Genomic DNA, 25,159 nt, shown 5'->3' with positions numbered 1-25,159 from the left:
GGGAAAAACATGGGGCGCCGCCGGAAGGCGACGCCCCAGGATCTAAGGGAGGCTTAGCAGCCGCCTTCTTTCACACCACCGGCGGACGTAATGGAGAACGTGCCCTCGGGCGCAGTCTTCCCATCGCGCTGTCCGACGATGCAGAAGTTCTCCGCCGTTGGGGTGCCACCGAAGACGAGCGTGGCGGTCTCTTTCGACTGTGTCCATCCGAAGGACTTCAGCGCAGCCTGGTCATCAGTGTTCGTCAGATCAGGAAGCGCAGTTTCTTCGGTGTAGAACGCGGCGACGGCGATCTTCGCGTTTGTGAGGTCTGAGCGAACTGCGCTGTCCTTGGCACTTTCCTGGACTCCGATGTAGATCGGGATGGCGATCGCGGCGAGGACGCCGATGATGATCACGACGACCAGGAGCTCGATCAGGGTGAAGCCCTTTTCTTTTTCCTGGATGGCCTTGTAGCGTGCCGCGAGTGCGGCGGTGATGCGAGAAACCATGAGGCTTTCCTTCTGATTGAGGGGTACTGGCTGGTGCGTTTCGGAGGACCGGATTGGCCTGCCGGTCTCCGACTTTAGGGGAGCCAGATCGCGGGTAAAGACACGCCTATGGGGGTGAAATGAGCATTTCTCGCCCCCAGAGCGGGGGCTGATGAGCATTAAGTTGAGTGATCCTCAGATTACTTGACCACAGTGGCAATGCTGAAGATCGGGAGGTACAGCGCGACGATCATGCCACCGACGACGATGCCGAGAAAAGCGATGAGCAACGGCTCGATCAGCGACGTCAACGAGTCGGTCATTGTCTTGACTTCCTGGTCGTAGAAGTCAGCGATCTTGTCGAGCATCTGCTGCAGCGCTCCTGAGTCTTCGCCGACCGCGACCATCTGGATCACCATCGGCGGAAATACGGCCTCTTCGGCCAGTGGCGCGGCAATCGATTTGCCCTGCCTGACTGAGTCGGCGACGCCCTTGAGCGACCGTTCGATCACGTAGTTCCCCGACGTCTCACCCACGATTTGGAGAGCCTGGAGTATGGGCACGCCGGCCCCGATCATGTCCGCGAAGTTGCGCGAGAAGCGGGCGACGGCGAGCTTGGTCATAAGCATGCCGAAGACGGGGATCTTGAGCTTCAGCGGGTCCAGGAACCTTCTCACCGGCTCCGTGTGCTTGTTCTTCTTCCACCAGACCGAACCGACGATTGACACGACGAGGATGAGAGGCCCGAGCCAGATCATTTGCTCAGACAGTGTCACAAGAATCTGGGTCGGAATTGGCAGACTTCCGCCCAGGCCCTCGAACATGGTCTTGAAGACCGGGACGATGAAGATGAGCATGCCGGCGACAGCGATCAGGACCATGCCAACCACGACAACCGGGTAGGTCATCGCGCTCTTGATGGTGTTCCGGAGTTCGGTCTCCTTCTCGAAGTTCTTCGCGACAGTGTCGAGCGCCTTGTCGAGGAATCCACCGGTCTCCCCCGCCTTGACCATATTGATCATGATCGGCGGGAAATCGCGGTCGTGCTTCCGCATAGCCTCAGACAACGACATGCCGGTCTCGACGTCGTCTCGCACGGTCACCAGGATCTTGGCCAGCGGCTTCGACTCGGTCTGTTCGGCGAGAATCGACAGGGTCCGCATGAGCGACAGACCGGCACTCGTCATGGTCGACATCTGCCGGCTCATGATGGCGAGGTCCTTGAGCGTCACACCCTTGGAGAACCCGGGGATCGTGATCTCTTTGCTCAGCCCCGTGCCATCCGGAGCGGCATCGATCGACACAGGAGACAGACCCATCGTGCGAAGTCGGGCCGCGACGGCAGCCTCGCTCGTGGCATCCACCTTGCCCTTGACGATCTTGCCCGCCGCGTCACGGCCCTTGTACGCGTAACCGACTGTGCTGGCCATCTATCGCTCCAATTTCGCCGAGTACGAATCTCCAAAATCGATTCCGCCGGCCTGCATGGCACGCGTCGACTGCTCGGTCGGCGACTGAACGCCATGCAGCATGCGCTGGAAGCCCTCAGGATCGTGCGCCTTGGCCTCAGCGGCCTGCCGGGTCACCCGCCCGCTGTTCACGAGCTCAGCGAGGTGCTGGTCCATCGTGTGCATGCCGAGTTCCTTACCCGCCTGCATGGAGGAAAGGATCTGGTAGGTCTTGCCCTCACGGATGAGGTTCGACAGCGCAGGCGTGATGATCATGACCTCGGTGGCGACGACACGACCCGACCCGCTCGCTTTCGGCACCAGGGTCTGGCTGACGACTCCCTGCAGCGTTCCGGCCAGCTGCGTGCGCACCTGGTCCTGCTGGTGCGACGGGAACACGTCGATGATGCGGTCGATCGTCTGCGCGGCATCCTGCGTGTGCAGTGTGGCGAAGACGAGGTGTCCGGTCTCGGCCGCGGTCAGGGCCACGGAGATCGTCTCGAGGTCGCGAAGCTCACCGATGAGGATGACGTCAGGGTCTTGCCGCAGCACGTGCTTGAGCGCGTTCGCAAAGCTGTGCGTATCTGCCCCGACCTCACGCTGATTGACGATCGACTTCTGGTTCTTGTGCATGAACTCGATCGGGTCCTCGACCGTCACGATGTGGTCGGCACGCGTGCGGTTGACGAGGTCGATCAGGCCGGCCAGGGTCGTCGACTTTCCTGAACCGGTCGGACCGGTCACCAGAACGAGCCCGCGGGGCAGCGTGGCGAACCGGCTGACCGAGTCGGGCACGCCGAGGTCGCTCAGCCGCTTGATCTCGGTCGGGATGAGACGGAATGCAGCGCCGATCGCGGCACGCTGCATGTAGTAGTTCACACGGAACCGGCTCTCCTCCGTCAGCGTGTGCGCGAAGTCCAGCTCGAGGTGCTCCTCGAAGATCGCAAGTTGCTTCTCGTTGGCGATCGCCCGGAGTTCGGCGTTGATCTTCTCGCGGGTCCAGGGCGCAGCGCCCTCGATCGCTTTGAGCCCACCGTTGACACGGATCATGGGCGGCGCATCGGCGGTCACGTGGAGGTCGGATGCGTTAAGGCGAACGACCGTGTGCAGCGCCTCCGCCAGGCTGATGTCGCGCAGTGCAGCCGGCTCAGGTTCGGCCTGTCCGTAGCTGGAACGGCCGGCGGATGCCGCCGCTTCCTGCTGCAGGCGGTTCACCTCGCTCCGGCTCGCCGGCTGGTCGGCCTGCAGCGGGTACGCCGGCGCCGAGTAGTCGGACGGTGTCACCGGGTAGGCCGCGGAGGGCGCTTCGAACGGCGCGGGCGCGAACGACGGCGGCGGTGCCTGCACGAATGACTCAGTCGGCGCCTCGTCCTGCGACGGTTCGACGAAGCCGCTCCGGCGGTAGCTCGGCTCTGCAACCGGCGTCTCGGCCGCGGAGGACGCCTCGAAACCCGTCGGCACGGCTGGGTCGTATGTCGACTCGGGCCTGCGGGCGGGTTCGAGGCCGGAGGCGAACGCTGCGTTGTCCAGATCCTGCAGAGATGGGGATGCTTCTGCCCGGCTGCGACGTCGGATGCCCGGCGTCCAGCCCTCGACGTTGGCCCCAGGGGGCAGGATCGGGATCTCGTAAATTGGGTCGCTCAAGCGTCACTCCCTCTGTGTGCTTTTTGCTGTGTGTGCAGTTGTGCGGTGCGTGATGTGATGGGCAGAAAAATGTGTGGCACTAGACGACGACCCGGAGGATCTCTTCCAGTGAGGTGAGTCCCATGGTCGCCTTTGTGAAGCCGTCCTCGCGGAGTGTGAGCATCCCCTGTTCACGAGCGACTCGGCCGATCTCGGCGCTGGACTTGCGGGCGACGGCGAGACGTTCGATCTCCTCGGTGACCGTCATGACCTCGTGCAGCGCGAGGCGGCCGCGGTAGCCGGTGTTCGAGCATTGCTGGCAGCCGTGCGGAACGAACAGGCCGGGCATCCGCCGTGAGATCTCGGTCTGCGGGAACTTCAACCGGTCGAGGTCCTCCTGCGAGTACTCGGCGGGCACCTTACAGCGGTCGCAGAGCCGTCGGGCGAGTCGCTGGGCGACGACGCAGTCGAGTGCGGACCCGACGAGGAACGGTTCGATGTCCATCTCGGTCAGTCGCACGACGGCACTCGGCGCATCGTTGGTGTGCAGCGTCGACAGCACGAGGTGACCGGTGAGGGAGGCTTCGATCGCGATCTGCGCGGTCTCGTGGTCACGGATCTCACCGAGCAGAACGACATCCGGGTCCGACCGCAGGATCGATCGCAGCGCGCTGGCGAAGGTCAGTCCGGCCTTCGGGTTCACCTGGACCTGGTTGATGCCCTTCATCCGGTACTCGACCGGGTCCTCGACCGTGATGACGTTGATCTCCGGCCGGGCAACCGTGTTGAGCGTCGTGTACAAGGTCGTCGACTTGCCGGACCCCGTCGGTCCTGTCACGAGGATCATCCCGTACGGCTTCGTGTACGACGTCTTGTACGCCTCGAAGTTGCGGTCGAGGAGCTGCAGGTCGCGCAGGTCGAGGCTCGTGTTCGAGTTGTCGAGGATACGCATGACGACCTTTTCGCCCCACACCGTCGGCAGCGTCGCAACACGGAGGTCGATCTTGCGGCCACCGTGCATGACCGACATACGGCCGTCCTGCGGTTTACGGCGTTCAGCGATGTCGATCTCGCTCATGATCTTGAGCCGGGAGATGACACCGTTCTGGATGCTCTTGGGAGCGCTCTGCATTTCGTGGAGCACGCCGTCGATGCGGTACCGCACCCTGAGCTCGTACTCACCGGGCTCGATGTGGATGTCGGACGCGTTGTCCTGGATGGCCTGTGAGACGAGGAGGTTCACGAAGCGGACGATCGGCGCCTCGTCGTCATGGACGTCGCCGATGCCGAGGTCGGTCTCCTGGGGCGCGTTCTCTTCCTCGAGGGTCGTGGTGAGGTCGCTGAGTTCGCCGTCTGCGCGGAGGTACCTGTCGATGGCGGCGAGCAGGTCGGCGCGTTCGGCGAGCACCGGCTCGACCTGGAGGTGGGTGGCGGCACGCACGTCGTCGATCGCGAAGACGTTGCCGGGGTCGACCATGGCGAGCTTGAGCACTTTGCCGTCGAGGCCGATCGGCAGCACGTCGTGCCTGCGGCAGAGCACGGACGGCACAAGAGTGACGGCGGTGCGGTCGACCGGGTACTCGAGGAGTTCGACGAATCCGATCCCGGCCTGTGTCGCCCTGGCGCGGGCGAGCTGCACCGGGGTGACGAGACCCTGAGTGACAAGACCGGTGATGGCCGACTCGTCGTCCGCCTGGTTCCTGGACACCCGTTCGAGCTGGTCGAACGGCAGAATGCCCTGAAGAATCAGGGTTTCCATGATGGATGCCATTTCGATCACCTCCGGGTACAGGCAGCTTTGCAACGGTATCCGCGGGGCGAACAAGCGGCACAGTCCCCCGTTGGGGATTTGGCAGCCCCCATTCGCGTGACGCATGGTCGGAACGACGGATGCCACGGCATCCGTTCTCGGGGAAATCAGCCCCAGAGCGTGGCGACCATATCCGCGGTGTACCCCGTCGGCGTGAAGTTCGACCAGAAGGTGCAGAGCCAGATGTTGCCGCGCAGGAAGTGCGATTCACCCCAGGCCTCGCCGTCGCCCAGGTTCTTCATCGTGCAACGCGTGCCGAGGGTCTGCTCGTAGCAGTTGTAGCCAGCCGACCTGAGTGCTTCCAACGCCGCAGCGGATTGCGCCGTCGTGACCTCGTTGGCTTGGGTGAGCAGGCCGAAATGACCTGCGCTCCCCCAGGTGCAGACGAGTCCCGGCAGCCCGGCTTGGCGTGCTGCGACCGTCTCGGTCTTCGAGAACGGGGGTTCCAGAGTCGTTCCGTCGTTGAGCGGGAGCTCTTCGTCGACAGACAGGTACGTGTACATCGAATCGCTGTAGAGACCGGTGCAGTCGCCGGGCAGGACTGCGGCATCCGGGTCCGGCGGAACGACCGGCGGTGGAGTCGTCGGGGGCGGTGTCGGCGTCGCTGGTGGTGTCGAGGGGTCGGGGGTCGGTGACCGATCGGGCGACCACGGAGTGGGCCGTGCAGTGGACGTCGGACCGGCAGAAGGCGTCGGGGAGGGCTGCGAGATCGGCAGCCCACTCACGGCGACGGCGGTCACGGCCGAGACGGCCACAATTCCGACCACCGCGAGCACGAGCCAGACGGTCGTCATCCGCTTTCGCGGAGCCCCATTCGTCTCGGACTCTGGGGTGAGCGGGCCAGACGCCAGGCCCCGATCGTCGTCGGACATGGCTCCCCCCTTCGCTCAGCGTGTGCTCAAGCTAGCGAAAGTCGCGATCAGGCGACAGCCGCCGAGATCACGATTGGGCGTCAGGTCCGGCTAGGGCCAGAGCGCGTCGACCATGTTCTCGGTGTAGCCCCGCACCGGCGCGTTCAGCCAGAACGTCGACAGCCAGATGTCGTCCCGCAGAAAGTGGGATTCACCGAGCACGTTGCCGTCGGTCTCCTCGCGGGTCACGCAGCGCGTGCCCTCCTGCTGGTCATAGCAGTCGAAGTCGGCGTTCTCCATGATCGCGAGCGCCTGCTCTGACTGTTCCTCGGTCACGTGAGCGACGGCTGTCACGATGCCGGACTCACTTGCACCGCCCCAGGTGCACTGCAGGTACTCGAGCGACCGGAGGAGTTCTTCGAGCTCGTCGGTGTTCGAGAAGTTGGGATCCGTCATGGTCGGGTCGTTGAGCGGAGGGTGGTCCTCCTGTAACCGCTCGAGCATCTCAGGAAGGTACATCTGTTCGCAGCTCGCCGGGATGACCGTCCCGACCGGCTGCGCCGTTGCGCCGGTCGACGGGGTCGGCCGCGGCGCGGTGGTCTCGGTGGTCGGATCGCCTGAGCTGTCGGGAGTCGGGGCTCCTGAACATCCGGAGAGGATGCCCGCCGTCAGGAGGGAGACGGCGCCGAGCACCGCGAGCCGACCGATCACACGACTGCGCCGTGTGCCCGCACGTTGAGCGGATGTGAGCATGAGGTCCCCGTTTCGAAACTGTCCTTCGACACGCGAGCCTACCGGCGCATCCGGAGAACGAGAAAGCGACCACGCGTGATGACGACGCGACAGCGAACGGATGCCGTGCCACGGCATCCGTCTGTCGTCGCTACGGTGCCGGCGTCACTCGCCCCAGAGCACGCCGATGATGTCGTCGTTGTAACCCTCGATGTCGATGTTGAGCCAGAACGTGCTGATCCAGATGTTGTCGCGGAGAAAGTGCTCCTCACCCATGATCGTGGCGCCGTTCTCCTCGTTGATGGCGAGGCCTTTCGAGCAGGCAGTTCCACCGCGGTGGTCGACGCACTCGAAGCCCGCCTCCTTGAGCAGCAGAAGGGCCTGTCCGGCCTGGGCGGAGGTGACATCGTTGATCGACCCGAGGATTCCTTCCTCGCCCGCACCAGCCCACGTGCATCTCAGTTGCGGCAAACCGGCGCGGATCGTCTCGAGCGCCTCGTCCTTGAGCACGGATGAGTCAGCAACGGTTTCGTCGTTCAGCGGGTTCCACGGGTACTCCGTCCTCAGGGCGAAGTACTCAGGACTGAAGGCATCCTCACACTCGGCGGGGAGCGCGACTGCCGGTGGTGACGGCGTTGCTGTCGGGGTGGGCGACGGGTCCTCCACGACGGGTTCAGCCGGCGTCGACGTGGGTGACGCAACCGGGTCCGCGCCTGCACCGCCGGTGAAGACGAACACTGCGACAACGGCAAGGGCGACGACCAGCACCACCGCGGCGACGATCGCGAGAACGCGCCCCCGGCGTGGCGGGCCGATCGGGTCGGCGCTGATGGGGTTCTGGTCTGACGTGGTCATTCTGCGCCTTCGATCGAGGGGTGTGGCCCAACACTAATGGCGGCTCTGGCCCGAAAGACCGCTGGTCAGATCACGATTCCGCATCGCCGTTCCCTCGCAAACGCCAAAGGGCCCCGGCGCAATGCCGGGGCCCTTCAACTCTTACCGATCAGTACAAGCTAGTTGTACGTTCCCGGGGTGAAATCGTCGTTCGAGAAGGTGTCGAAGTCGACGAAACCGAGATCGGACTCGTCGAATACACCATCCGTTGCGAAGATGCGGTTCGGGTAACGCTCAGCCTTGGCCTCTTCCGTCGCCTCAACGGTGACGTTGCGGTACTTGCCGAGGCCAGTACCAGCCGGGATGAGCTTTCCGATGATGACGTTCTCCTTGAGGCCGAGAAGCGGGTCGCTCTTGCCCTCCATGGCGGCCTGCGTGAGAACGCGGGTCGTCTCCTGGAACGAGGCGGCAGACAGCCACGACTCGGTCGCAAGAGAAGCCTTGGTGATACCCATGACTTCCTGGCGGGCGGATGCGGTCTTCTTGCCCTCGGTGAGCGCAGCGCGGTTCAGCTCGTTGTACTTCATCCGGTCGACGAGCTCGCCGGGCAGGAGCCCGGTGTCACCGTGGTCAACCACGGTCACCTTGCGAAGCATCTGACGGACGATGACCTCGATGTGCTTGTCGTGGATCGGCACACCCTGCGAGCGGTAGACGCCCTGGACGCCACCGACGAGGTGCTTCTGCACTTCGCGGACACCGAGAACCCGGAGAACTTCCTTCGGGTCGACGGCACCGAGGTGCAGCGGCTGGCCGAGCTCGACGTGCTGGCCATCCTCGATGAGGAGGGTCGCACGCTTGAGAACCGGGTAGATCACGGGCTCGTCGCCGTTGTCAGGCGTGAGGATGATCTTCCGGCTGCGGTCGGTGTCTTCGATGTTGACACGGCCGGCAGCCTCGACGATCGGCGTCGCACCCTTGGGGGTACGGGCCTCGAAGAGCTCCTGGACGCGAGGAAGACCCTGCGTGATGTCGTCAGCGGATGCCGAACCACCGGTGTGGAAGGTACGCATCGTGAGCTGGGTTCCCGGCTCACCGATCGACTGGGCCGCGATGATGCCGACGGCCTCTCCGATGTCGACGAGCTTTCCGGTGGCGAGCGAGCGGCCGTAGCAGGCAGCACACACACCGACGGCGGACTCACAGGTCAGGACCGAGCGCACCTTGATGTTCTCGACACCTGCCTCGACGAGCTTGTCGATGAGGACGTCGCCCACGTCGGAGCCGGCTTCGGCAACGACGGTGCCCTTGGGGTCGATGGCGTCTGCGGCGAGTGAACGGGCGAACACGGAGTTCTCCACGTTGGCGTCACGCACAAGCGTTCCGGTCGAATCCAGTGCGGCGATCGTGAGCTCGAGACCCTTGGTCGTTCCACAGTCGTCTTCGCGGATGATGACATCCTGCGAGACGTCCACGAGACGACGCGTGAGGTACCCGGAGTCAGCGGTACGCAGAGCCGTGTCAGCAAGTCCCTTACGAGCACCGTGGGTTGCGATGAAGTACTCCGCAACGGACAGGCCCTCGCGGTAGGACGAGATGATCGGGCGAGGGATGATCTCACCCTTCGGGTTGTTCACCAGGCCTCGCATACCCGCGATGTTGCGGATCTGCAGCCAGTTACCACGAGCACCCGATGTCACCATGCGGTTGATCGTGTTGTCCTCGGGGAAGTTCGCCCGCATGGCCTCTGCGACCTTTTCGGTCGCTTCGGTCCAGATCTTGATGAGCTCCTGGCGACGCTCGGCATCGGTCGTCAGACCCTTGTCGAACTGACCCTGGACCTTCGCGGCCAGCTTCTCGTAGCCCTGGACGATCTCGCGCTTGTTCGGCGGGGTGAGAACGTCGCTCAGTGCGACGGTGACGCCGGAGCGGGTTGCCCAGTGGAAACCGGCATCCTTGATGTTGTCCAGTGTTGCTGCGACGACGGTCTTCGGGTACCGCTCGGCGAGGTCGTTGACGATCGACGAGAGCTTGCCCTTGTCGGCCACATCTTCCACGTACGGGTAGTCAGCGGGGAGCGCCTCGTTGAAGAGGGCGCGACCGAGGGTCGTCGTCACGAGGGAGACGCCGCTGCCGTCATAGCCTTCGGGGGCGAGGCCCTTACCGAAGGTGATGTCGTGCAGGCGGATCCGCACCTTGGCGTTGAGGTCGAGCGACTTCTGGTCGAACGCGAGAATTGCTTCCGCGATCGAGGAGAAGGCACGGCCTTCGCCCTCGACACCCTCCTTGAGGGTGGTGAGGTGGTGCAGGCCGATGATCATGTCCTGCGTGGGCAGGGTGACCGGGCGGCCGTCGGACGGCTTGAGGATGTTGTTCGAGGCAAGCATCAGGATGCGAGCCTCGGCCTGGGCCTCAACCGACAGCGGAAGGTGCACAGCCATCTGGTCACCGTCGAAGTCAGCGTTGAACGCAGCACAGACGAGCGGGTGCAGCTGGATGGCCTTACCCTCGACGAGCTGAGGTTCGAACGCCTGGATTCCGAGGCGGTGGAGCGTAGGTGCACGGTTCAGCATGACCGGACGCTCGCGGATGATCTCTTCGAGAACGTCCCAGACCTCTGGGCGGCTGCGCTCGACCATACGCTTCGCGGCCTTGATGTTCTGAGCGTGGCTCAGGTCGATCAGGCGCTTGATGACGAACGGCTTGAACAGCTCCAGGGCCATCTGCTTGGGCAGACCGCACTGGTGCAGCTTGAGCTGAGGACCGACGATGATGACCGAACGGCCCGAGTAGTCGACGCGCTTTCCGAGCAGGTTCTGGCGGAAGCGACCCTGCTTGCCCTTGAGCATGTCGCTCAGGGACTTGAGGGCGCGGTTACCCGTTCCGGTGACCGGACGACCACGGCGACCGTTGTCGAACAGAGCGTCGACGGCCTCCTGAAGCATGCGCTTCTCGTTGTTGACGATGATCTCGGGGGCACCGAGGTCAAGAAGTCGACGCAGACGGTTGTTGCGGTTGATCACACGACGGTAGAGGTCGTTGAGGTCGGAGGTCGCAAAGCGGCCACCGTCGAGCTGGACCATCGGGCGCAGCTCCGGCGGGATCACCGGAACGACGTCGAGGACCATGGCGGCCGGCGAGTTGCCGGTCGACAGGAACGAGTTGACGACACGGAGGCGCTTGATGGCGCGGATCTTCTTCTGACCCTTGCCTTCGGCGATCTGCGTGTGCAGCAGCTCGGACTCGGCGGCCAGGTCGAAGCTGAGGAGGCGCTTCTTGATCGCCTCTGCACCCATGAACGCCTCGAAGTACAGGCCGAAACGGTCCTGCAGTTCGTGGAAGACGGCATCCTCAGGCTTGAGGTCGCCGACCTTGAGTCCACGGAAGTCGTCCCAGACGCGCTCGAGGTGAGCGATCTGCTCGTCGTAAGACTTGCGGGCCTGGCTCATCTCCTTCTCAGCGGCGTCCTTGGTGCGACGCTTCTGGTCAGCCTTGGCGCCTTCTGCCTCGAGGGCAGCGAGGTCGTCTTCGAGCTTCTTCAGACGGTCGGCGATGCGGGAGTCCCGCTGGTCGCCGAGGGTCTTGATCTCGAGGCGGATCTCGTTCTCGAGTCCGGGCATGTCCTGGTGACGAGCATCCTCATCGACCGAGATGACCATGTACGCGGCGAAGTAGATGACCTTTTCGAGGTCCTTCGGCGCCATGTCGAGCAGGTAGCCCAAGCGCGAAGGAACGCCCTTGAAGTACCAGATGTGGGTGACGGGGGCAGCCAGCTCAATGTGACCCATGCGCTCACGGCGCACGGACGACTTGGTGACTTCCACTCCACAGCGCTCACAGACGATGCCCTTGAAGCGGACACGCTTGTACTTGCCACAGGAGCATTCCCAGTCACGGCTCGGGCCGAAGATCTGTTCGCCGAACAGACCGTCCTTCTCGGGCTTCAGGGTGCGGTAGTTGATGGTCTCGGGCTTCTTGACCTCACCATACGACCAACGACGGATGTCGTCGGCGGTAGCCAGGCCAATGCGAAGCTCGTCAAAAGTTGTTACGTCGAGCAATTTCTCTCCTAAAGAAAGGTCTCTGAAATCTTCTGTCGGCCAGGCTTAGATCTCGTCGATTGACGAGGACTCGAACCTGGAGGAAATGTTGATGCCGAGCTCTTCCGCAGCGCGGAAGGCGTCGTCATCCGTGTCTTTCAGGCTGACCGCGGTGCCGTCGGCAGACAGCACTTCCACGTTCAGGCAGAGAGACTGCATTTCCTTGATCAGAACCTTGAAGGACTCGGGGATACCGGGCTCCTGGATGTTCTCACCCTTGACGATGGCCTCGTACACCTTCACGCGGCCGAGGATGTCGTCCGACTTGATGGTGAGGAGTTCCTGGAGCGCGTATGCGGCGCCGTAGGCCTCGAGGGCCCACACTTCCATTTCACCGAATCGCTGGCCACCGAACTGAGCCTTACCACCGAGCGGCTGCTGGGTGATCATGGAGTACGGTCCGGTCGAACGAGCGTGGATCTTGTCGTCGACGAGGTGGTGCAGCTTCAGGATGTACATGTATCCGACCGAGATCGGTGCCGGGAACGGCTCACCGGAACGGCCGTCGAACAGGTTGGCCTTTCCGCTGGAGCCGATGAGGCGGTCGCCGTCACGGGTGACGGTCGTCGAGTCGAGAAGACCCGCGATCTCTTCCTCGGATGCACCGTCGAACACGGGCGTCGCAACCTTGGTTCCTGCAGGTGCACTGTGTGCCTCCGCCGGAAGGTTCTTCGCCCACGTCGGCTTGCCTTCGACCTTCCATCCCTGCTGAGCGATCCAGCCGAGGTGGAGTTCGAGGACCTGGCCGAAGTTCATTCGACCCGGGATACCGAGCGGGTTGAGGATGATGTCGACAGGGGTTCCGTCTTCGAGGAACGGCATGTCTTCGACAGGCAGGATCTTCGAGATGACGCCCTTGTTGCCGTGACGACCGGAGAGCTTGTCACCCTCAGTGATCTTGCGCTTCTGGGCGATGTAGACGACGACGCGGCGGTTGACGCCCGAGCCGAGCTCGTCGTCACCGTCTTCGGCGTTGAACTCCTTGACGGCGATGATCGTGCCGCGCTCACCGTGGGGAACCTTCAGCGAGGTGTCGCGAACTTCGCGGCTCTTCTCGTTGAAGATCGCGCGGAGCAGACGCTCTTCGGCCGAAAGCTCGGTCTCGCCCTTGGGCGTGACCTTTCCGACGAGGATGTCGCCTGGGCGGACTTCGGCGCCGATGCGGATGATGCCGCGCTCGTCGAGGTCCTTCAGGAGCTCCGGGCTGACGTTCGGAAGGTCACGGGTGATCTCTTCCTTGCCCAGCTTGGTGTCGCGCGAGTCGACCTCATACTCCTCGATGTGAATCGAGGAGAGGGTGTCGTCCTTCACCAGGTTCTGGCTCAGGATGATCGCGTCCTCGAAGTTGTGGCCTTCCCATGACATGAATGCCACGAGGAGGTTCTTTCCGAGGGCGAGCTCGCCGTTCTCCGTTGCGGGGCCGTCAGCGATGACCTCGCCGACCTCGACACGGTCACCGGCGGAGACGATCACGCGGTTGTTGAAGCTCGTCCCCTGGTTGGAGCGGTCGAACTTGCGGAGGTAGTACTCCTGTGTTCCGCCTTCGTCGAGCTGGATTGTGACGACCTCGGCTGAGACCTCGGCGACCACACCGGCCTTGTCGGCTGTGATCACGTCGCCGGCGTCGATGGCTGCGTAGCCCTCCATACCGGTTCCGACGATCGGCGACTCCGAGCGGAGCAGTGGGACAGCCTGACGCTGCATGTTGGCACCCATGAGCGCGCGGTTTGCATCGTCGTGCTCGAGGAACGGGATGAGGCTCGTCGCGACAGACACCATCTGGCGAGGCGAAACATCCATGTAGCCGATCTCACCTGCGGGGAAGAGGTCGACCTCTCCACCCTTGCGGCGAGCGAGGACGCGGTCCTCGGTGAAGCGGCCGTCTGCCTTCAGCGGCGCGTTGGCCTGGGCGACGATGAAGTCGTCCTCTTCCATTGCCGTGAGGTAGTCGATGTCCTTCGTGACCAGTCCGTCGACCACGCGACGGTACGGGGTCTCGATGAAACCGAACGCGTTGATGCGGGCGAAGGACGCGAGCGAACCGATCAGGCCGATGTTCGGGCCTTCAGGGGTTTCGATCGGGCACATGCGGCCGTAGTGGGACGGGTGAACGTCTCGCACCTCGACGCCTGCACGCTCACGGGACAGACCACCTGGGCCAAGAGCCGACAGGCGGCGCTTGTGGGTGAGGCCCGCGAGCGGGTTGTTCTGGTCCATGAACTGCGACAGCTGGCTCGTTCCGAAGAACTCCTTGATCGCGGCGACGACGGGGCGCACGTTGATCAGGGTCTGCGGGGTGATCGCTTCGATGTCCTGCGTGGTCATGCGCTCGCGGACGACGCGCTCCATGCGGGACAGACCGGTGCGGACCTGGTTCTGGATGAGCTCGCCGACGGCGCGGATACGACGGTTACCGAAGTTGTCGATGTCGTCGATGTCGAGGCGGATCTCCGCCTTCTTGCCGTCACGGAGACCGGTGAAGCTGGTCTCGCCCGAGTGCAGGCGTACCAGGTACTTGATCGTCTCGACGATGTCGTCGACGGTCAGGACCGAGTCGCTGAGCGGGGCGTCGAGCCCGAGCTTCTTGTTGATCTTGTAACGGCCGACCTTCGCGAGGTCGTAGCGCTTGGAGTTGAAGTAGAAGTTGTCGAGAAGCGCGCGAGCGGCCTCAGCGGCAACCTGCTCTCCCGGACGGAGCTTGCGGTAGATGTCGCGGAGCGCATCTTCCTTGGTGAGGATCGTGTCCTTCTCGAGGGTCAGCTCGATCGACTCGAAGCCCTTGAACTTCTCCATGATGTCTTCGCTGGTCAGGCCGAGGGCCTTGAGGAAGACGGTGACCGACTGCTTGCGCTTGCGGTCGATGCGAACGCCGACCTGGTCACGCTTGTCGATCTCGAACTCGAGCCATGCTCCGCGGCTCGGGATGATGCGGGCAGAGAAGATGTCCTTGTCGGACGTCTTCTCCTGGTTGCGGTCGAAGTAGACACCGGGGCTGCGGACGAGCTGCGACACGACGACACGCTCGGTGCCGTTGATGATGAACGTGCCCTTTTCGGTCATGAGCGGGAAGTCGCCCATGAACACGGTCTGAGTCTTGATCTCACCGGTGAGGTGGTTCATGAACTCGGCCTCGACGTAGAGAGGAGCGGCGTAGGTCTTGCCACGCTCCTTGCACTCGTCGATCGAATACTTCTCCGGCTCCAGGAAGGGGCTGGTGAAGCTCAGCTGCATCGTCTCGCCGAGGTCCTCGATGGGTGAGATCTCCTCGAAGATCTCGTCGAGGCCGGAGTGAGTCGGCAGGTCCTGGCGGCCGGCCTTCGTGGCTTCATCGACGCGTGACTTCCACACGTCGTTGCCCACGAGCCAGTCAAAGCTCTCGGTCTGCAAAGCAAGCAGATCCGGAACCGTCAGGGTGTCGGTGATCTTCGCGAACGACAGACGCGATGCGTCGCGGCCGTTCTTGGGTGAGTTGGTGGATGCGTTGCGCGCAGCAGCCAAGGAAATAACCTCCGTGGGCCCTCGTACAGGCTCTAGTTACTGGTAGTAATGGAGAACTCGTCAAACGCCATCAAAAATGGTGCGTCTTTCTTGAGAAAGAAACACTGGGCCGACCGCAATATGAAGGCATGGGGAACGTCTGGGAGCGCAAAGATCAACTATAGGCCTTCTGACGCGCCGTGTCCAGCAGAATCCTTGACGGAGATGGATCACTGCGGTATAACGCCCCGCGAGTTGCTGACTTTGCGGTAGTCGCGGGCACCCGAAACCCCTGCAAACCCAGCAATTCGCGGGCAGTGAGGGTCCTCCCCAGAGTCCGTTTGCAGAACGGTTGATTCACAGAAACCGCTCAGCCCGGTCGTCCGGTGGCGCATCCGGTGACGCTGTCGGCATGACCGCACGAAACCCACTCCCTGACGCTCTCGGCCGGGGCCCGTTCACTGTCGCCGATGCGCTATCCCTCGGGGTAACGCGGGACCGCCTGGCCGCCACCGACCTCATGAAGCCCTTCGCAGGCATCCGTATGCCTTCCCGCGCACCCGTTCCTCGCCCACAATCGGTCGCTGACTGGATGACGGTCTTCTCCCGGCATCAGGACGAAAATCGATTCCTGTGCAATGCCTACCGGCTTCGGATGCCCGACGGCGCTTTTTATTGTGGACCTACCGCAGCACTTCTCCAGGGGATTCCGCTCCCCTACTGGCTCTCTGCTGATCGCCGACTTCACATCGGGCTGCCGGGTGATTGCCGCGCCGTGCAGGTCGTCGGTGCGATAGGCCACAGCTATCGCATCGACCCTGCGCAGGTCACGAACAGCGACGCCGGGCGCCTGACGACGCCGGAACGAACCTGGTGTGACCTCGGGCGGATGCTTCGCCTTCCCGATCTCGTAGCCGCCGGCGATCACCTCATCCGCCGCGACAATCCGTTGACGACAATCAGTCGGCTTGCGGACGCGGTTGCGGGAAACAAGGGCCAGCGGGGCGTCAAGAACCTGCGTGTGGCCCTGTCTCTTCTCAACGACAGGGCGGAGTCACCAAAGGAGTCCATCCTTCGGGTCGAACTCGTCCTCGCCGGGCTTCCTCAACCAGAGGTCAATGTGGACGTCTTCGACGAGTTCGGGCGGTTCATTGCGCGCGCCGACCTGCTGTACCGCCAGTACGGCCTGATTCTTGAATACGAGGGTCTCCAGCACCTCCTGGATCCGAATCAGTGGCAGCACGATATCGAGCGCATCCGAAAGCTCGAGGACGCGGGGTGGAGGGTGATCCGCGTGACGCAGGCGGACCTGAAGGACCCCCGCGGCTTGATCGTGCGTATCAACACCCATATCCGCACCCGGGGCCTCTGACCCCGCGAGTTGCTGAGTTTGAGGTGGTGCGGGTGCCGCGGGACCCCCTCAAACCCAGCAACTCGCGTGGAAGTTGGGGCTCAGCGCGCGTGCCTGAAGCGCACCTGCTGCCCAGGACGCAGCTGCGCGAAGACATCGAGAGCGTCGGATGCCACGACCGCGATCACCGGATAGCCCCCGGTCACCGGGTGGTCGGCGAGGAGCACGGTGGGCTGCCCCGACGGCGGCACCTGTATCCCGCCGGCCACCATTCCCTCGCTCGGCAGCTCTCCCCGGTCGAGGCGAGGGAGCTGCGGGCCATCGAGTCGCGCACCGACCCGGTTCGACGCGCCGCTCAGCGCCCATGTCGAGGAGAACAGAAGGTCGAGCGCGGAAGCGGGAAACCAGTCGTCCCGCGGCCCGACGACGAGCGCGACCTCGACGGCGCCGGATAGCGGCGGGCTCCACGGGGCGACATCCAGCGTCGGCACCGGCACGGTCGCCGCACCGCCGATCGGCAGCATGTCGCCCTCTGCGATCGGGGCCGGCCCGATCCCGGAGAGGATGTCACGCGAGCGCGACCCGAGGACGGCGGGCACGTCGATCCCGCCGCGGACGGCGACGTAGTACCGCAGGCCTGAGTCTGCGGGCCCGATCTCGAGAACACTTCCGGCCGGAACGGCCACCGGATGATTCGGGTCGATCGGCTCCCCGGCCACGCGTGCAGCTCCCCACGCGCCGGTGACGGCGATCCAGGCATCCGTCTCGAACACCGCCGAGAAACCGCCGACGGTGATCTCCAGCCCTGCAGCGTCTTCCGCGTTGCCGACGAGGCGGTTGGCCAGTCGAAGCGCACCCCGGTCGAGCGCACCGGACCCGCTCACACCGATCGCGGCATGCCCTGGCCTGCCGAGGTCCTGCACAGTGGTGAGCGGTCCTGCGGCCAGCACCCTGATCCCGGTCACGACGCCTCCCGGAACCGAACCACTCGCCCGGGGGAGAGAAGCGCGGGCTCTGCCTCCGCCTCGTCCCACACCGTCGTGCCCGTCCGTCCGATGAGCTGCCACCCACCGGGCGACGAACGCGGGTAGATCCCGGTGAACTCGCCGGCGAGCCCGACCGACCCGGCCGGCACGCTCGTGCGCGGACTGCTGCGCCGCGGCACGGCGAGCACTGAGGAGTCGGTCACGAGGTATCCGAACCCCGGCGCGAATCCGACGAAGGCCACTCGCCAGACGGATGCCGTGTGCACGTCGACGACCTCCCGTTCGCTCAACCCGACGAGAGCGGCGACCTCGGCGAGGTCCTCCCCCGCGTACTCCACGTCGATGGTCAACTGCTCGTCGTCGGCGATGGCCAGTGGCGGGGCGGGCGGGGTCGTGCGGATCCAGCCCGCCACTCGGTCGGCCGCGACCACGTCAGGGTCGAAAGTGACGAGAACGGTGCGGGCAGCCGGGACGATGTCGACGATGCCGTCGGGGCGGGCCCCGGCGAGCGCCACGTGAAGGCCGACGACCGCATCGAGGTCGTCGCAGTCCACGAGGATCGCCCTGTCGCCGACGGCATGCATCGCCCTCATACGACCGCCCTCACCTCGACGCCTGCCCTGGCGAGCGCCCTCCGGACCGCCGACGCCACAGCGACGGAGTCCGGGGTGTCTCCGTGGACGCAGAGCGAATCGACGGCGACAGACAGCACAGTGCCGTCGAGCGAACGCACGGTGCCGTCGGTCACCATGGTGGCCGCCCGTCCGGCGATCTCGTCCTCGCCACGCAGCACGGCACCCGGCCACTTCCGCGGGGCGAGGGCTCCGTTCCGCTGATATGCGCGGTCTACGAACGCCTCACGGATGAACGGCAGGCCGTGAGCTTCGGCAGCGACCTCGATCCGGGACCCAGGCAGTCCCATGAGCGGAAGGCCCGGCGAGAATCGGGCGACCGCCGTCGCGACGGCATCCGCCCTGCGTTCGTCGTGAACGATCCGGTTATAGAGGGCCCCGTGCGGTTTGACGTAACGGATGCCGGTGCCCGCCCGCTCCGCGTGTCCGGCGAGCGCCGTCAGCTGCTCGAGAATCTCGTCGATGAGCACGGCGGGGAGGACCTCGATGTCGGCACGGCCGAAGTGCGCCCGGTCGCGGTACGAGACGTGGGCGCCGACACTGACGGAGTGTTCGACGGCGAGTAGGCAGGACCTGAACATCGACTCCGCATCACCAGCGTGAAAACCGCAGGCGATGTTCGCACTGGTCACGAGCGCGAACAGGGCGGCGTCATCGGCCGTCGGCTGACCGTCGACGGTCTCGCCCAGGTCGCTGTTCAGGTCGACGCGCATGACTTCAGGCTAGCCCCGCCCTGCCCGCCCGTCAGGATGTGTTGCAGACCGCACGGATCCGGTCCTTCGCCGGGAGATGTTCACCGGCATCTCCAGTCCGCCGCCCTCTGGAGGTCGCGAAGGTAGGCTCGACGCATGGCGCAGCGACAGATCGACAACCCCAGCATCCGACTGGCGGCGAGCGGTCACACGGCGGTCATCGAGTCCGACCGGTTCGTCCCTGGCAGCTTCCAGCTCGTCGTCGACGGCACACCGCAGTCACACGTCAACCTCGACGATCCGACGAGCCTGTTCTTCGAGTACATCCAGCGCATCGGCCACGTGATCGACGAGGTCAGGGCTCCAGGCGAGCCGATCACGGCCGTGCACCTCGGCGCAGGCGCGCTCACCCTCCCCCGATACGTCGAGGCGACGAGGCCGGGCAGCAGACAGCAGGTCGTCGAGTTGGAGCAGGATCTGGTCGACTTCGTCCGCGAACACCTCCCCTGGCCGAAGCGTGCAGCCATCCGGGTGCGCTACGGCGATGCGCGTGAGGTGCTCGGCCGGTTCCCCAGCGGACTCTCCGGCAGCGTCGACCTCGTCGTCTCAGACATCTTCTCGGGCGCACGGACCCCGGCGCACGTCACGAGTATCGAGTTCTACAAAGAGGTCGTCGCGCTCCTCAAGCCCGACGGCATCCTCGTGGTGAACGTCGCGGACGGGCCAGGGCTCGGCTACGCGCGCCGGCAGGCGGCCACGATCAGCGAGGCCGTCAGCCACGTCGCGTTGCTCGCCGAAACCCAGATCCTCAAGGGCAGGAGATTCGGCAACGTCGTCATGGTCGGGTCGAACACCGAGCTGCCGATGGACTTCATTCCCCGGCTCCTCGCCGGCGGTCCCCACCCGGCCAAGGCGGTCGCAGGCGACGAGCTCCGGCAGTTCATCTCCGGGGCTCAGGTGGTGACCGACAGCACAGCGGTGCCGTCACCGCCTCCTGCGCAGAGCATCTTCCAGGTCAAAGGGGGGAACTGAGATGCCGAGGTACCTCGCGGCGATCGCCGTCCTGGCCGCAACAGTGCTCGTCGCCGGCTGCACGACCTCTCAACCGCGCCAGGAGACTCCGACGGGTCCTGACACCCCGGCCCCTGCACAGACCGGCGCCCCTCCCGTCTATCCGACGGGCGAATCGACGGTGCTGGCCACAGGACTCGACGTTCCGTGGTCGATCCTGCGGCTCGGCGAAAGCACCCTGCTCAGTTACCGGGACAGCGGCCAGATCATGGAACTCACCCCGTCTGGCGACCTTCGCGAGGTGGCGGTGGTCGCCGGCGTGAGCGCAGGCGGCGAAGGCGGGCTGCTCGGACTGGCGGCGCGGACCCAGGACGAACAGCACTGGATTTACGCCTACTTCACCTCGAACGACGACAACCGCATCGTGCGGATGCCGCTCACCGGCTCCCCCGGCAGTCTCGGCCTCGGGACCGCCGACGTCGTCCTCGACTCACTCGAAAAGGCCGGCAACCACAACGGCGGACGGATCGCCTTCGGCCCTGACGGGATGCTCTACGTCACGGTCGGCGACGCCGGAAACGCCGAATCCGCCCAGGACCCTGAGTCGCTCAACGGCAAGATCCTCCGCGTGACTCCGACAGGCGATGTTCCCCAGGACAACCCGTTCGACGGGTCGGAGGTCTGGTCGCTCGGTCACCGCAACCCGCAGGGCCTGGCCTGGGACGAGGACGGGCGGCTCTGGGCGAGCGAGTTCGGCCAGAACACGTGGGACGAGCTCAACCTCATCGAACCGGGCGAGAACTACGGCTGGCCCGTCGTCGAAGGACAGGCGGGCAACGCCGAGTTCGTCGATCCCGCCTACCAGTGGTCGACAGACGAGGCCAGTCCGAGCGGATTGACCATCGTCGACAACACCCTGTTCATGGCCGCCCTTCGCGGCGCCCGCCTGTGGGGCATCCTCGACGGCATCCATGTGCCTGAAGGCAGCCACGGCCTCGAGGGCATCGTCACCGCATCCTCCTATTTCGACGGTGAGTTCGGCCGCATCCGTGATGTGGCACCTGGCCCGGACGGCACGCTGTGGCTGATCACGAACAACACAGACGGCAGGGGCAGCCCCGGCCCGGACGACGACCGCCTGATCGAGGTGACGCTCGCACCGCTCGTCGAGGGATGACCCGCCCTGCGCCCGCAGAGAATTTTCACCCGAATGACGACAGGCGGATGCCGGTGAGCACCGCATCGGGAACCGCGGGTTAAAGTCGGAAGGAACCCGGGTCGAACACCTCCCGGACTTCGGACATCGTTGGAGTACACCCTGAGCATCATCCTTGGCTATGACGCCGGAACACTGCGTGAGAAAGTCGACCTCAAGGCTGTTGGGGATCGACTGCTCGAACTCGGCGACATGCGGAGCCTCAACGCCCTCTGCGAGAAAGCCTGGCTGCTCAAGGTCGCCGGTCAGCTCGATGAAGCCCTCGAGGTGGCCAACCAGTGCGTGCGACTCGCCCGCTTCACCGGCGACCGCAAGGGCCTGATGCAGCCCAGGATGCTCCGCGCCCAGGTCCTGCAGTTCCGCGGCGCATACGAAGAGGCGCTCCACGAGCTGTCGTCGCTCATCAACGAGGCACACACCCACGACTGGACGCTGCTCGAGGCGCTCGCCCTGCAGCACAGGGGCAAGGTCTATTTCGACCAGGACGAGTTCGCGCTCGCCCTCGCCGACTTCAAGGCAGCGGTCCGCCTGCGAACCGATCTGGGAGCGTCAGACGACCAGCTCGAGTCCGCGCTGATCGCCGTCGCCATCACGGAGTCGTTCCTCGGGCGCTGAACCCGACGAGCAAATGTCGGCCGGGCGCGCTACCGTATTCCCATGTCCGATCTGGCGAGAGTACGGTTGTGGGCCGATGCTCTGATCAAGCTGCATCTGGATCCGGCCGTCTGGACGTTCGGATTCGACAATGCCAAGCGTCGCGCCGGCCTGTGCAATTTCTCGACGAAGCGCATCACGGTCTCCCGCTACCTCGCCAGCCGGTTCGACGACGACGAGATCCACCAGATCCTCCTCCACGAGGTGGCGCATGCCCTCGCCGGTCCTCGCGCAGGGCACGGCCAGTCGTGGAAGCGGATCGCCGCTGAGCTCGGCTACGAGGGTTCACGGGTGCACCACGGAGAGACGGCTGACGAACTCGCACCGTGGGTGGGCTCCTGCCCGAACGGTCACACGCTGTACCGGTACCGGCAGCCCAAGCGCCACACCTCCTGCGGGGTGTGCTCCCGCCGGTTCGACCCGCTCTTCGAGATCAGCTGGGTACACCGGGCCATCACTCCGGCCATGCGCCAGCGCGCCGCAGCGCAGGCATCGTGAGCGCGGCACGCCGGATCGCCCTGCTGCGCGGGGTGAACGTCGGCGGAGTCACCGTGAAATCCGCCCAGCTGGCCGACGTCTTCCGCGGCCTGGGCTTCAGCGATGTCCGCACTGTCCTCGCCAGCGGCAACGTGCTCTTCGCCGGAGCGGGCAGCCACGCCGAGCAGGCAGCGGCCATCGAGCGCGGACTCTCCGAGGAGTTCGGCTACCCGGCGCGGGTGATCGTCACCGATCAGCCGGCCGTCGCATCGATCGTCGACGCGTATCCGTTCCCCGAGGTCGACGACAGGCAGCCGTATGTCATCTTCACCGGCGAGCCGACGGATGTCGCGGCGCTCACCGACGCAGCGGCGGGCCTCGATGACGAGATCGAACGGGTGCAGCCGGGCGACGGGGTCCTCTACTGGGAGGTTCGCAAGGGAATGTCGACCGACAGCACGTTCTCGAAGCGCACCGCGAAGACCCCCGGCATCCTGACCACGACGAGGAACCTGCGCACACTGCGCAAGCTGCTCTGACCAGTCGGGTCAGGCGATGCAGAACTCGTTGCCCTCGGGGTCCTGCATCGTGTACGTCACCGGGCCACGATCGCTCGTGACCCACAACCGTGTCGCGCCGAGCGCCTCGACCCTCGCCACCTCCGCGAGCACGTTCTCCTCACCGACGTTGAGGTCGAGGTGAACGCGGTTCTTCGCGACCTTGCCCTCCGGCACCTGCTGGAAGTAGAGCCGTGGTCTCTTCCCTGACGGGTCATGTGCAGCAGCCGCGACCTTGAACAGGGACCGGCCGTTGCGGTAGATCCGCTCGTCAGGCGGGAGACGGCCCGATTCGACGAGCGAGTCGACGAACTCGGAGACTTCAGGCCCGTTCTCGACCTCGTAGCCGAGCACGGCCGCCCAGAAGTCGGCCTGGGCGTGCGGGTCGGCTGTGTCGAAGGTCACCTGGATCGACGCATCCATGTAACCGAATATATTGGTTACATGAACGAAGTGGCAACGACTGTTCCCGTCACCGGCCAGTGGTTTCCCACTCCTGAAGGAACCAGATGGTGGTTCGATTCCGGGTCCCTCGCGCTGGACTTCGCGTACACCGGGAGCGTGACCGCCGACGGAACTCTCGAGGACCAGCCCGGCGAGACCCTCCATTCCCCGGCGGATCTCACGGCATGGCTCAGCGGACGGCTCCCCAGCGCAGCTGCAGGAAGCAGGGACCTCGCCGATGCGATTCGGCTGCGCGGGGCGATCAGCGGCCTCGCCCGTGCGGCGAGCGCCGGGAGAGCCGGCGACTCGGCCGAGATCGACCTGCTCAACCTCTATGCGGCCGCCCCGGACATCCCACCGAGACTCGCAGGTGGAGCGATGCAGGCCGGGCGCACCGAGCCGAGGGCGGCCCAGGCACTGTCGACCGTGGCCCGGGATGCCGTCTCGCTGTTCTCAGGGACGACCGCAGGCCGCATCCGTACGTGTGACGCAGACGATTGCGGACTGATCTACCTCGACACCTCGCGCGCCGGCAACCGCCGCTGGTGTTCGATGCAGCGGTGCGGCAACCGGAACAAGGTCCGCGCCCACAGGGCCCGCGCCCTCCCGCGCGATGCGGCCGTCACCCGGTGATCCTCACCGCGCTCAGGACTTCAGCACACGGACGTCGTCCGACGCATCGACCATGGCCGCTGCGACGACGCGGTCGCGCTCCCCGGCAGCGATAAGGGACTGACCGTCGACGGATGCCGTGAAGAGATGGGCGACGGCGTTCTTCAGGTTCACGAACGACGCGCACGCGACGGCCGCTTCAGGTGAGGTGAAGTCGATGCCGATGGTGACGAGGGCGTCGACGACCGCGCCGGAGGCGAGCACGTCAGCGGCGGAGAACGATCCGTCCCTTCCCGCTGCGACGACGGCGATCGAGACCCGGCGGCCGAGCCGCATCTGATGGGCGAGGACCCAGGCGGCTGCTGCGCTGCGGTTCGTCAGGTCGGCGGCGATCACAGCGTCGGCAGGCGAGGCTGCGGGGATGTCGTGGTCGGCCAGGCCCAGCGAGTCGACCCAGACGAGGACGTCCGTGTGACCGATGCGCTCGACGCCGCCGACGCCGATGTCGAACCGGACCTGGTACTTCGCCTGGCTCTGTGCAGGGTTCACGGTGACGGTGTTCGGGGATTCGAGGCGATCAGACATGTCCCTCAGAATAACCGCGGGAGGATGCCGCTCCGCGTTCCGTTACGCCCAGCGGCGCTCCTCCGGGTACCGCCGGTCGTCGGGGGACGGACGCTGCATCGCCTGGCGGATCGTCTCGAAGTCGTGTCGCGAGATCTCGATCAGCCCTGCCCGCAACTGATACCCCCAGTTGGGTGAGTTGCGCGTGAAGTCCAGCGCACCGAGCAGGGGCCTGATCGGAGCCGACTCAGCCGCCAGGTCCCAGTCGACCCGCCTGCGCCATGGCCTCCAGTCCAGGGAGAGCGCCTGGTACACGCTGTCGTCTGAGACCCGGCCGATGGCGGTGAAATGCCTGAGTACGTCGCCGTCCGGATGCTCGGTTCTCGGGGAGTAGTAGACGATGCCGTCGGATTCGCCCATCGAGTCAAGTCCGGCACGAGCACCGTGGTTCGTCTGCGCGAACCCGACGTCGACGGCGGTGCGCACATGGTCACGTGAAGCCACCGCCAGCCAGTATCGAATCGCCATGCTCCCTGTCTAGCGCATGCCCGGTCGCTAACTTCGGAGATTCCCTTCGCACCGCTCCGATCCTGGCCCCTGACGGGGAATTCGGTCTGA

22 protein-coding genes are annotated in these 25,159 nt (G+C 65.0%); 7 read left to right on the top strand and 15 right to left on the bottom strand.

Going from position 1 to position 25,159, the window contains the following annotated elements; genetic code table 11:
- Window positions 1-53: 53 nt before the first annotated feature.
- From AC1M0F_RS15655 to rpoB, 9 genes are all read right to left on the bottom strand, one after another.
- Window positions 54-491 (bottom strand): type IV pilin protein, encoded by a 438-nt coding sequence (locus tag AC1M0F_RS15655; protein WP_480239196.1) that lies wholly within the window; start codon window positions 489-491, stop codon window positions 54-56.
- Window positions 492-670: 179 nt separating this feature from the next.
- Window positions 671-1,900, bottom strand: coding sequence for a type II secretion system F family protein (locus AC1M0F_RS15650; RefSeq protein ID WP_480239195.1), 1,230 nt, complete (start codon window positions 1,898-1,900; stop codon window positions 671-673).
- A complete protein-coding gene (locus AC1M0F_RS15645; RefSeq protein WP_480239194.1) occupies window positions 1,901-3,562 on the bottom strand; it encodes a type IV pilus twitching motility protein PilT in 1,662 nt (553 codons plus the stop codon). It lies immediately after the preceding gene.
- Between the two features lie 79 nt (window positions 3,563-3,641).
- Window positions 3,642-5,312: a GspE/PulE family protein gene (locus AC1M0F_RS15640; protein WP_480239193.1), complete on the bottom strand. Its 1,671-nt coding sequence runs from the start codon at window positions 5,310-5,312 to the stop codon at window positions 3,642-3,644.
- A gap of 146 nt (window positions 5,313-5,458) precedes the next feature.
- Entirely contained in the window at window positions 5,459-6,223 is a 765-nt protein-coding gene (locus AC1M0F_RS15635; protein ID WP_480239192.1) for a hypothetical protein, read from the bottom strand.
- Between the two features lie 90 nt (window positions 6,224-6,313).
- The gene (locus AC1M0F_RS15630; protein WP_480239191.1) at window positions 6,314-6,955 is read right to left on the bottom strand and encodes a hypothetical protein; all 642 of its coding nucleotides are present in this window, start codon (window positions 6,953-6,955) and stop codon (window positions 6,314-6,316) included.
- A gap of 144 nt (window positions 6,956-7,099) precedes the next feature.
- Complete coding sequence (locus AC1M0F_RS15625) at window positions 7,100-7,789, bottom strand: hypothetical protein (protein ID WP_480239190.1); 690 nt, start codon at window positions 7,787-7,789, stop codon at window positions 7,100-7,102.
- A 158-nt stretch (window positions 7,790-7,947) separates the two neighbouring features.
- Window positions 7,948-11,829, bottom strand: coding sequence for a DNA-directed RNA polymerase subunit beta' (locus AC1M0F_RS15620; RefSeq protein ID WP_480239189.1), 3,882 nt, complete (start codon window positions 11,827-11,829; stop codon window positions 7,948-7,950).
- 45 nt (window positions 11,830-11,874) lie between these two features.
- Window positions 11,875-15,366: a DNA-directed RNA polymerase subunit beta gene (gene rpoB, locus AC1M0F_RS15615; RefSeq protein ID WP_480239188.1), complete on the bottom strand. Its 3,492-nt coding sequence runs from the start codon at window positions 15,364-15,366 to the stop codon at window positions 11,875-11,877.
- A 571-nt stretch (window positions 15,367-15,937) separates the two neighbouring features.
- Between rpoB and AC1M0F_RS15610 the strand changes: the two genes are divergently transcribed.
- Entirely contained in the window at window positions 15,938-16,717 is a 780-nt protein-coding gene (locus AC1M0F_RS15610; protein WP_480239187.1) for an endonuclease domain-containing protein, read from the top strand.
- Window positions 16,718-16,797: 80 nt separating this feature from the next.
- Here AC1M0F_RS15610 and AC1M0F_RS15605 read toward each other — a convergent pair whose 3' ends face one another.
- From AC1M0F_RS15605 to AC1M0F_RS15595, 3 genes are read right to left on the bottom strand one after another with little or no spacing between them, the layout of a single operon-like run.
- Window positions 16,798-17,661: a 5-oxoprolinase subunit C family protein gene (locus AC1M0F_RS15605; RefSeq protein WP_480239186.1), complete on the bottom strand. Its 864-nt coding sequence runs from the start codon at window positions 17,659-17,661 to the stop codon at window positions 16,798-16,800.
- The gene (gene pxpB / locus AC1M0F_RS15600) at window positions 17,658-18,275 is read right to left on the bottom strand and encodes a 5-oxoprolinase subunit PxpB (RefSeq protein ID WP_480239185.1); all 618 of its coding nucleotides are present in this window, start codon (window positions 18,273-18,275) and stop codon (window positions 17,658-17,660) included. Before pxpB ends, AC1M0F_RS15605 begins: the two co-directional genes overlap by 4 nt.
- A complete protein-coding gene (locus tag AC1M0F_RS15595) occupies window positions 18,272-19,027 on the bottom strand; it encodes a LamB/YcsF family protein (protein ID WP_480239184.1) in 756 nt (251 codons plus the stop codon). The genes pxpB and AC1M0F_RS15595 overlap by 4 nt, the downstream gene beginning before the upstream one ends.
- Window positions 19,028-19,162: 135 nt before the next feature.
- On the opposite strand from AC1M0F_RS15595, the gene AC1M0F_RS15590 reads away from it, so the two are divergent.
- The 5 genes from AC1M0F_RS15590 to AC1M0F_RS15570 all read left to right on the top strand — a co-directional run bounded on the left by AC1M0F_RS15590 (window position 19,163) and on the right by AC1M0F_RS15570 (window position 22,903).
- Entirely contained in the window at window positions 19,163-20,038 is an 876-nt protein-coding gene (locus AC1M0F_RS15590) for a spermidine synthase (RefSeq protein ID WP_480239183.1), read from the top strand.
- 1 nt (window position 20,039) lies between these two features.
- Window positions 20,040-21,194, top strand: a complete 1,155-nt coding sequence (locus AC1M0F_RS15585; RefSeq protein WP_480239182.1) for a PQQ-dependent sugar dehydrogenase — start codon at window positions 20,040-20,042, stop codon at window positions 21,192-21,194.
- Between the two features lie 129 nt (window positions 21,195-21,323).
- A complete protein-coding gene (locus tag AC1M0F_RS15580; protein ID WP_480239181.1) occupies window positions 21,324-21,848 on the top strand; it encodes a hypothetical protein in 525 nt (174 codons plus the stop codon).
- A 42-nt stretch (window positions 21,849-21,890) separates the two neighbouring features.
- Entirely contained in the window at window positions 21,891-22,385 is a 495-nt protein-coding gene (locus AC1M0F_RS15575) for a SprT-like domain-containing protein (protein WP_480239180.1), read from the top strand.
- Window positions 22,382-22,903, top strand: a complete 522-nt coding sequence (locus AC1M0F_RS15570) for a DUF1697 domain-containing protein (protein ID WP_480239179.1) — start codon at window positions 22,382-22,384, stop codon at window positions 22,901-22,903. Before AC1M0F_RS15575 ends, AC1M0F_RS15570 begins: the two co-directional genes overlap by 4 nt.
- 9 nt (window positions 22,904-22,912) lie before the next feature.
- Here AC1M0F_RS15570 and AC1M0F_RS15565 read toward each other — a convergent pair whose 3' ends face one another.
- Entirely contained in the window at window positions 22,913-23,344 is a 432-nt protein-coding gene (locus AC1M0F_RS15565) for a VOC family protein (protein ID WP_480239178.1), read from the bottom strand.
- A 21-nt stretch (window positions 23,345-23,365) separates the two neighbouring features.
- On the opposite strand from AC1M0F_RS15565, the gene AC1M0F_RS15560 reads away from it, so the two are divergent.
- Window positions 23,366-23,998: a CGNR zinc finger domain-containing protein gene (locus AC1M0F_RS15560; RefSeq protein WP_480239177.1), complete on the top strand. Its 633-nt coding sequence runs from the start codon at window positions 23,366-23,368 to the stop codon at window positions 23,996-23,998.
- Between the two features lie 12 nt (window positions 23,999-24,010).
- Here the strand turns inward: AC1M0F_RS15560 and AC1M0F_RS15555 are convergent, their stop codons facing one another.
- Together AC1M0F_RS15555 and AC1M0F_RS15550 are read right to left on the bottom strand one after the other, a co-directional pair.
- Complete coding sequence (locus AC1M0F_RS15555) at window positions 24,011-24,562, bottom strand: 2-phosphosulfolactate phosphatase (RefSeq protein WP_480239176.1); 552 nt, start codon at window positions 24,560-24,562, stop codon at window positions 24,011-24,013.
- Between the two features lie 42 nt (window positions 24,563-24,604).
- Window positions 24,605-25,069 carry an EVE domain-containing protein gene (locus tag AC1M0F_RS15550; RefSeq protein ID WP_480239175.1) on the bottom strand — a complete coding sequence of 155 codons (465 nt, stop codon included), beginning with the start codon at window positions 25,067-25,069 and terminating at the stop codon, window positions 24,605-24,607.
- Between the last annotated feature and the right edge of the window lie 90 nt (window positions 25,070-25,159).

Source organism: Mycetocola sp. Y719, from assembly GCF_056713205.1.
Note: the sequence above shows the minus strand (reverse complement) of the source record. Positions and strands in the feature narration are given on the sequence as shown.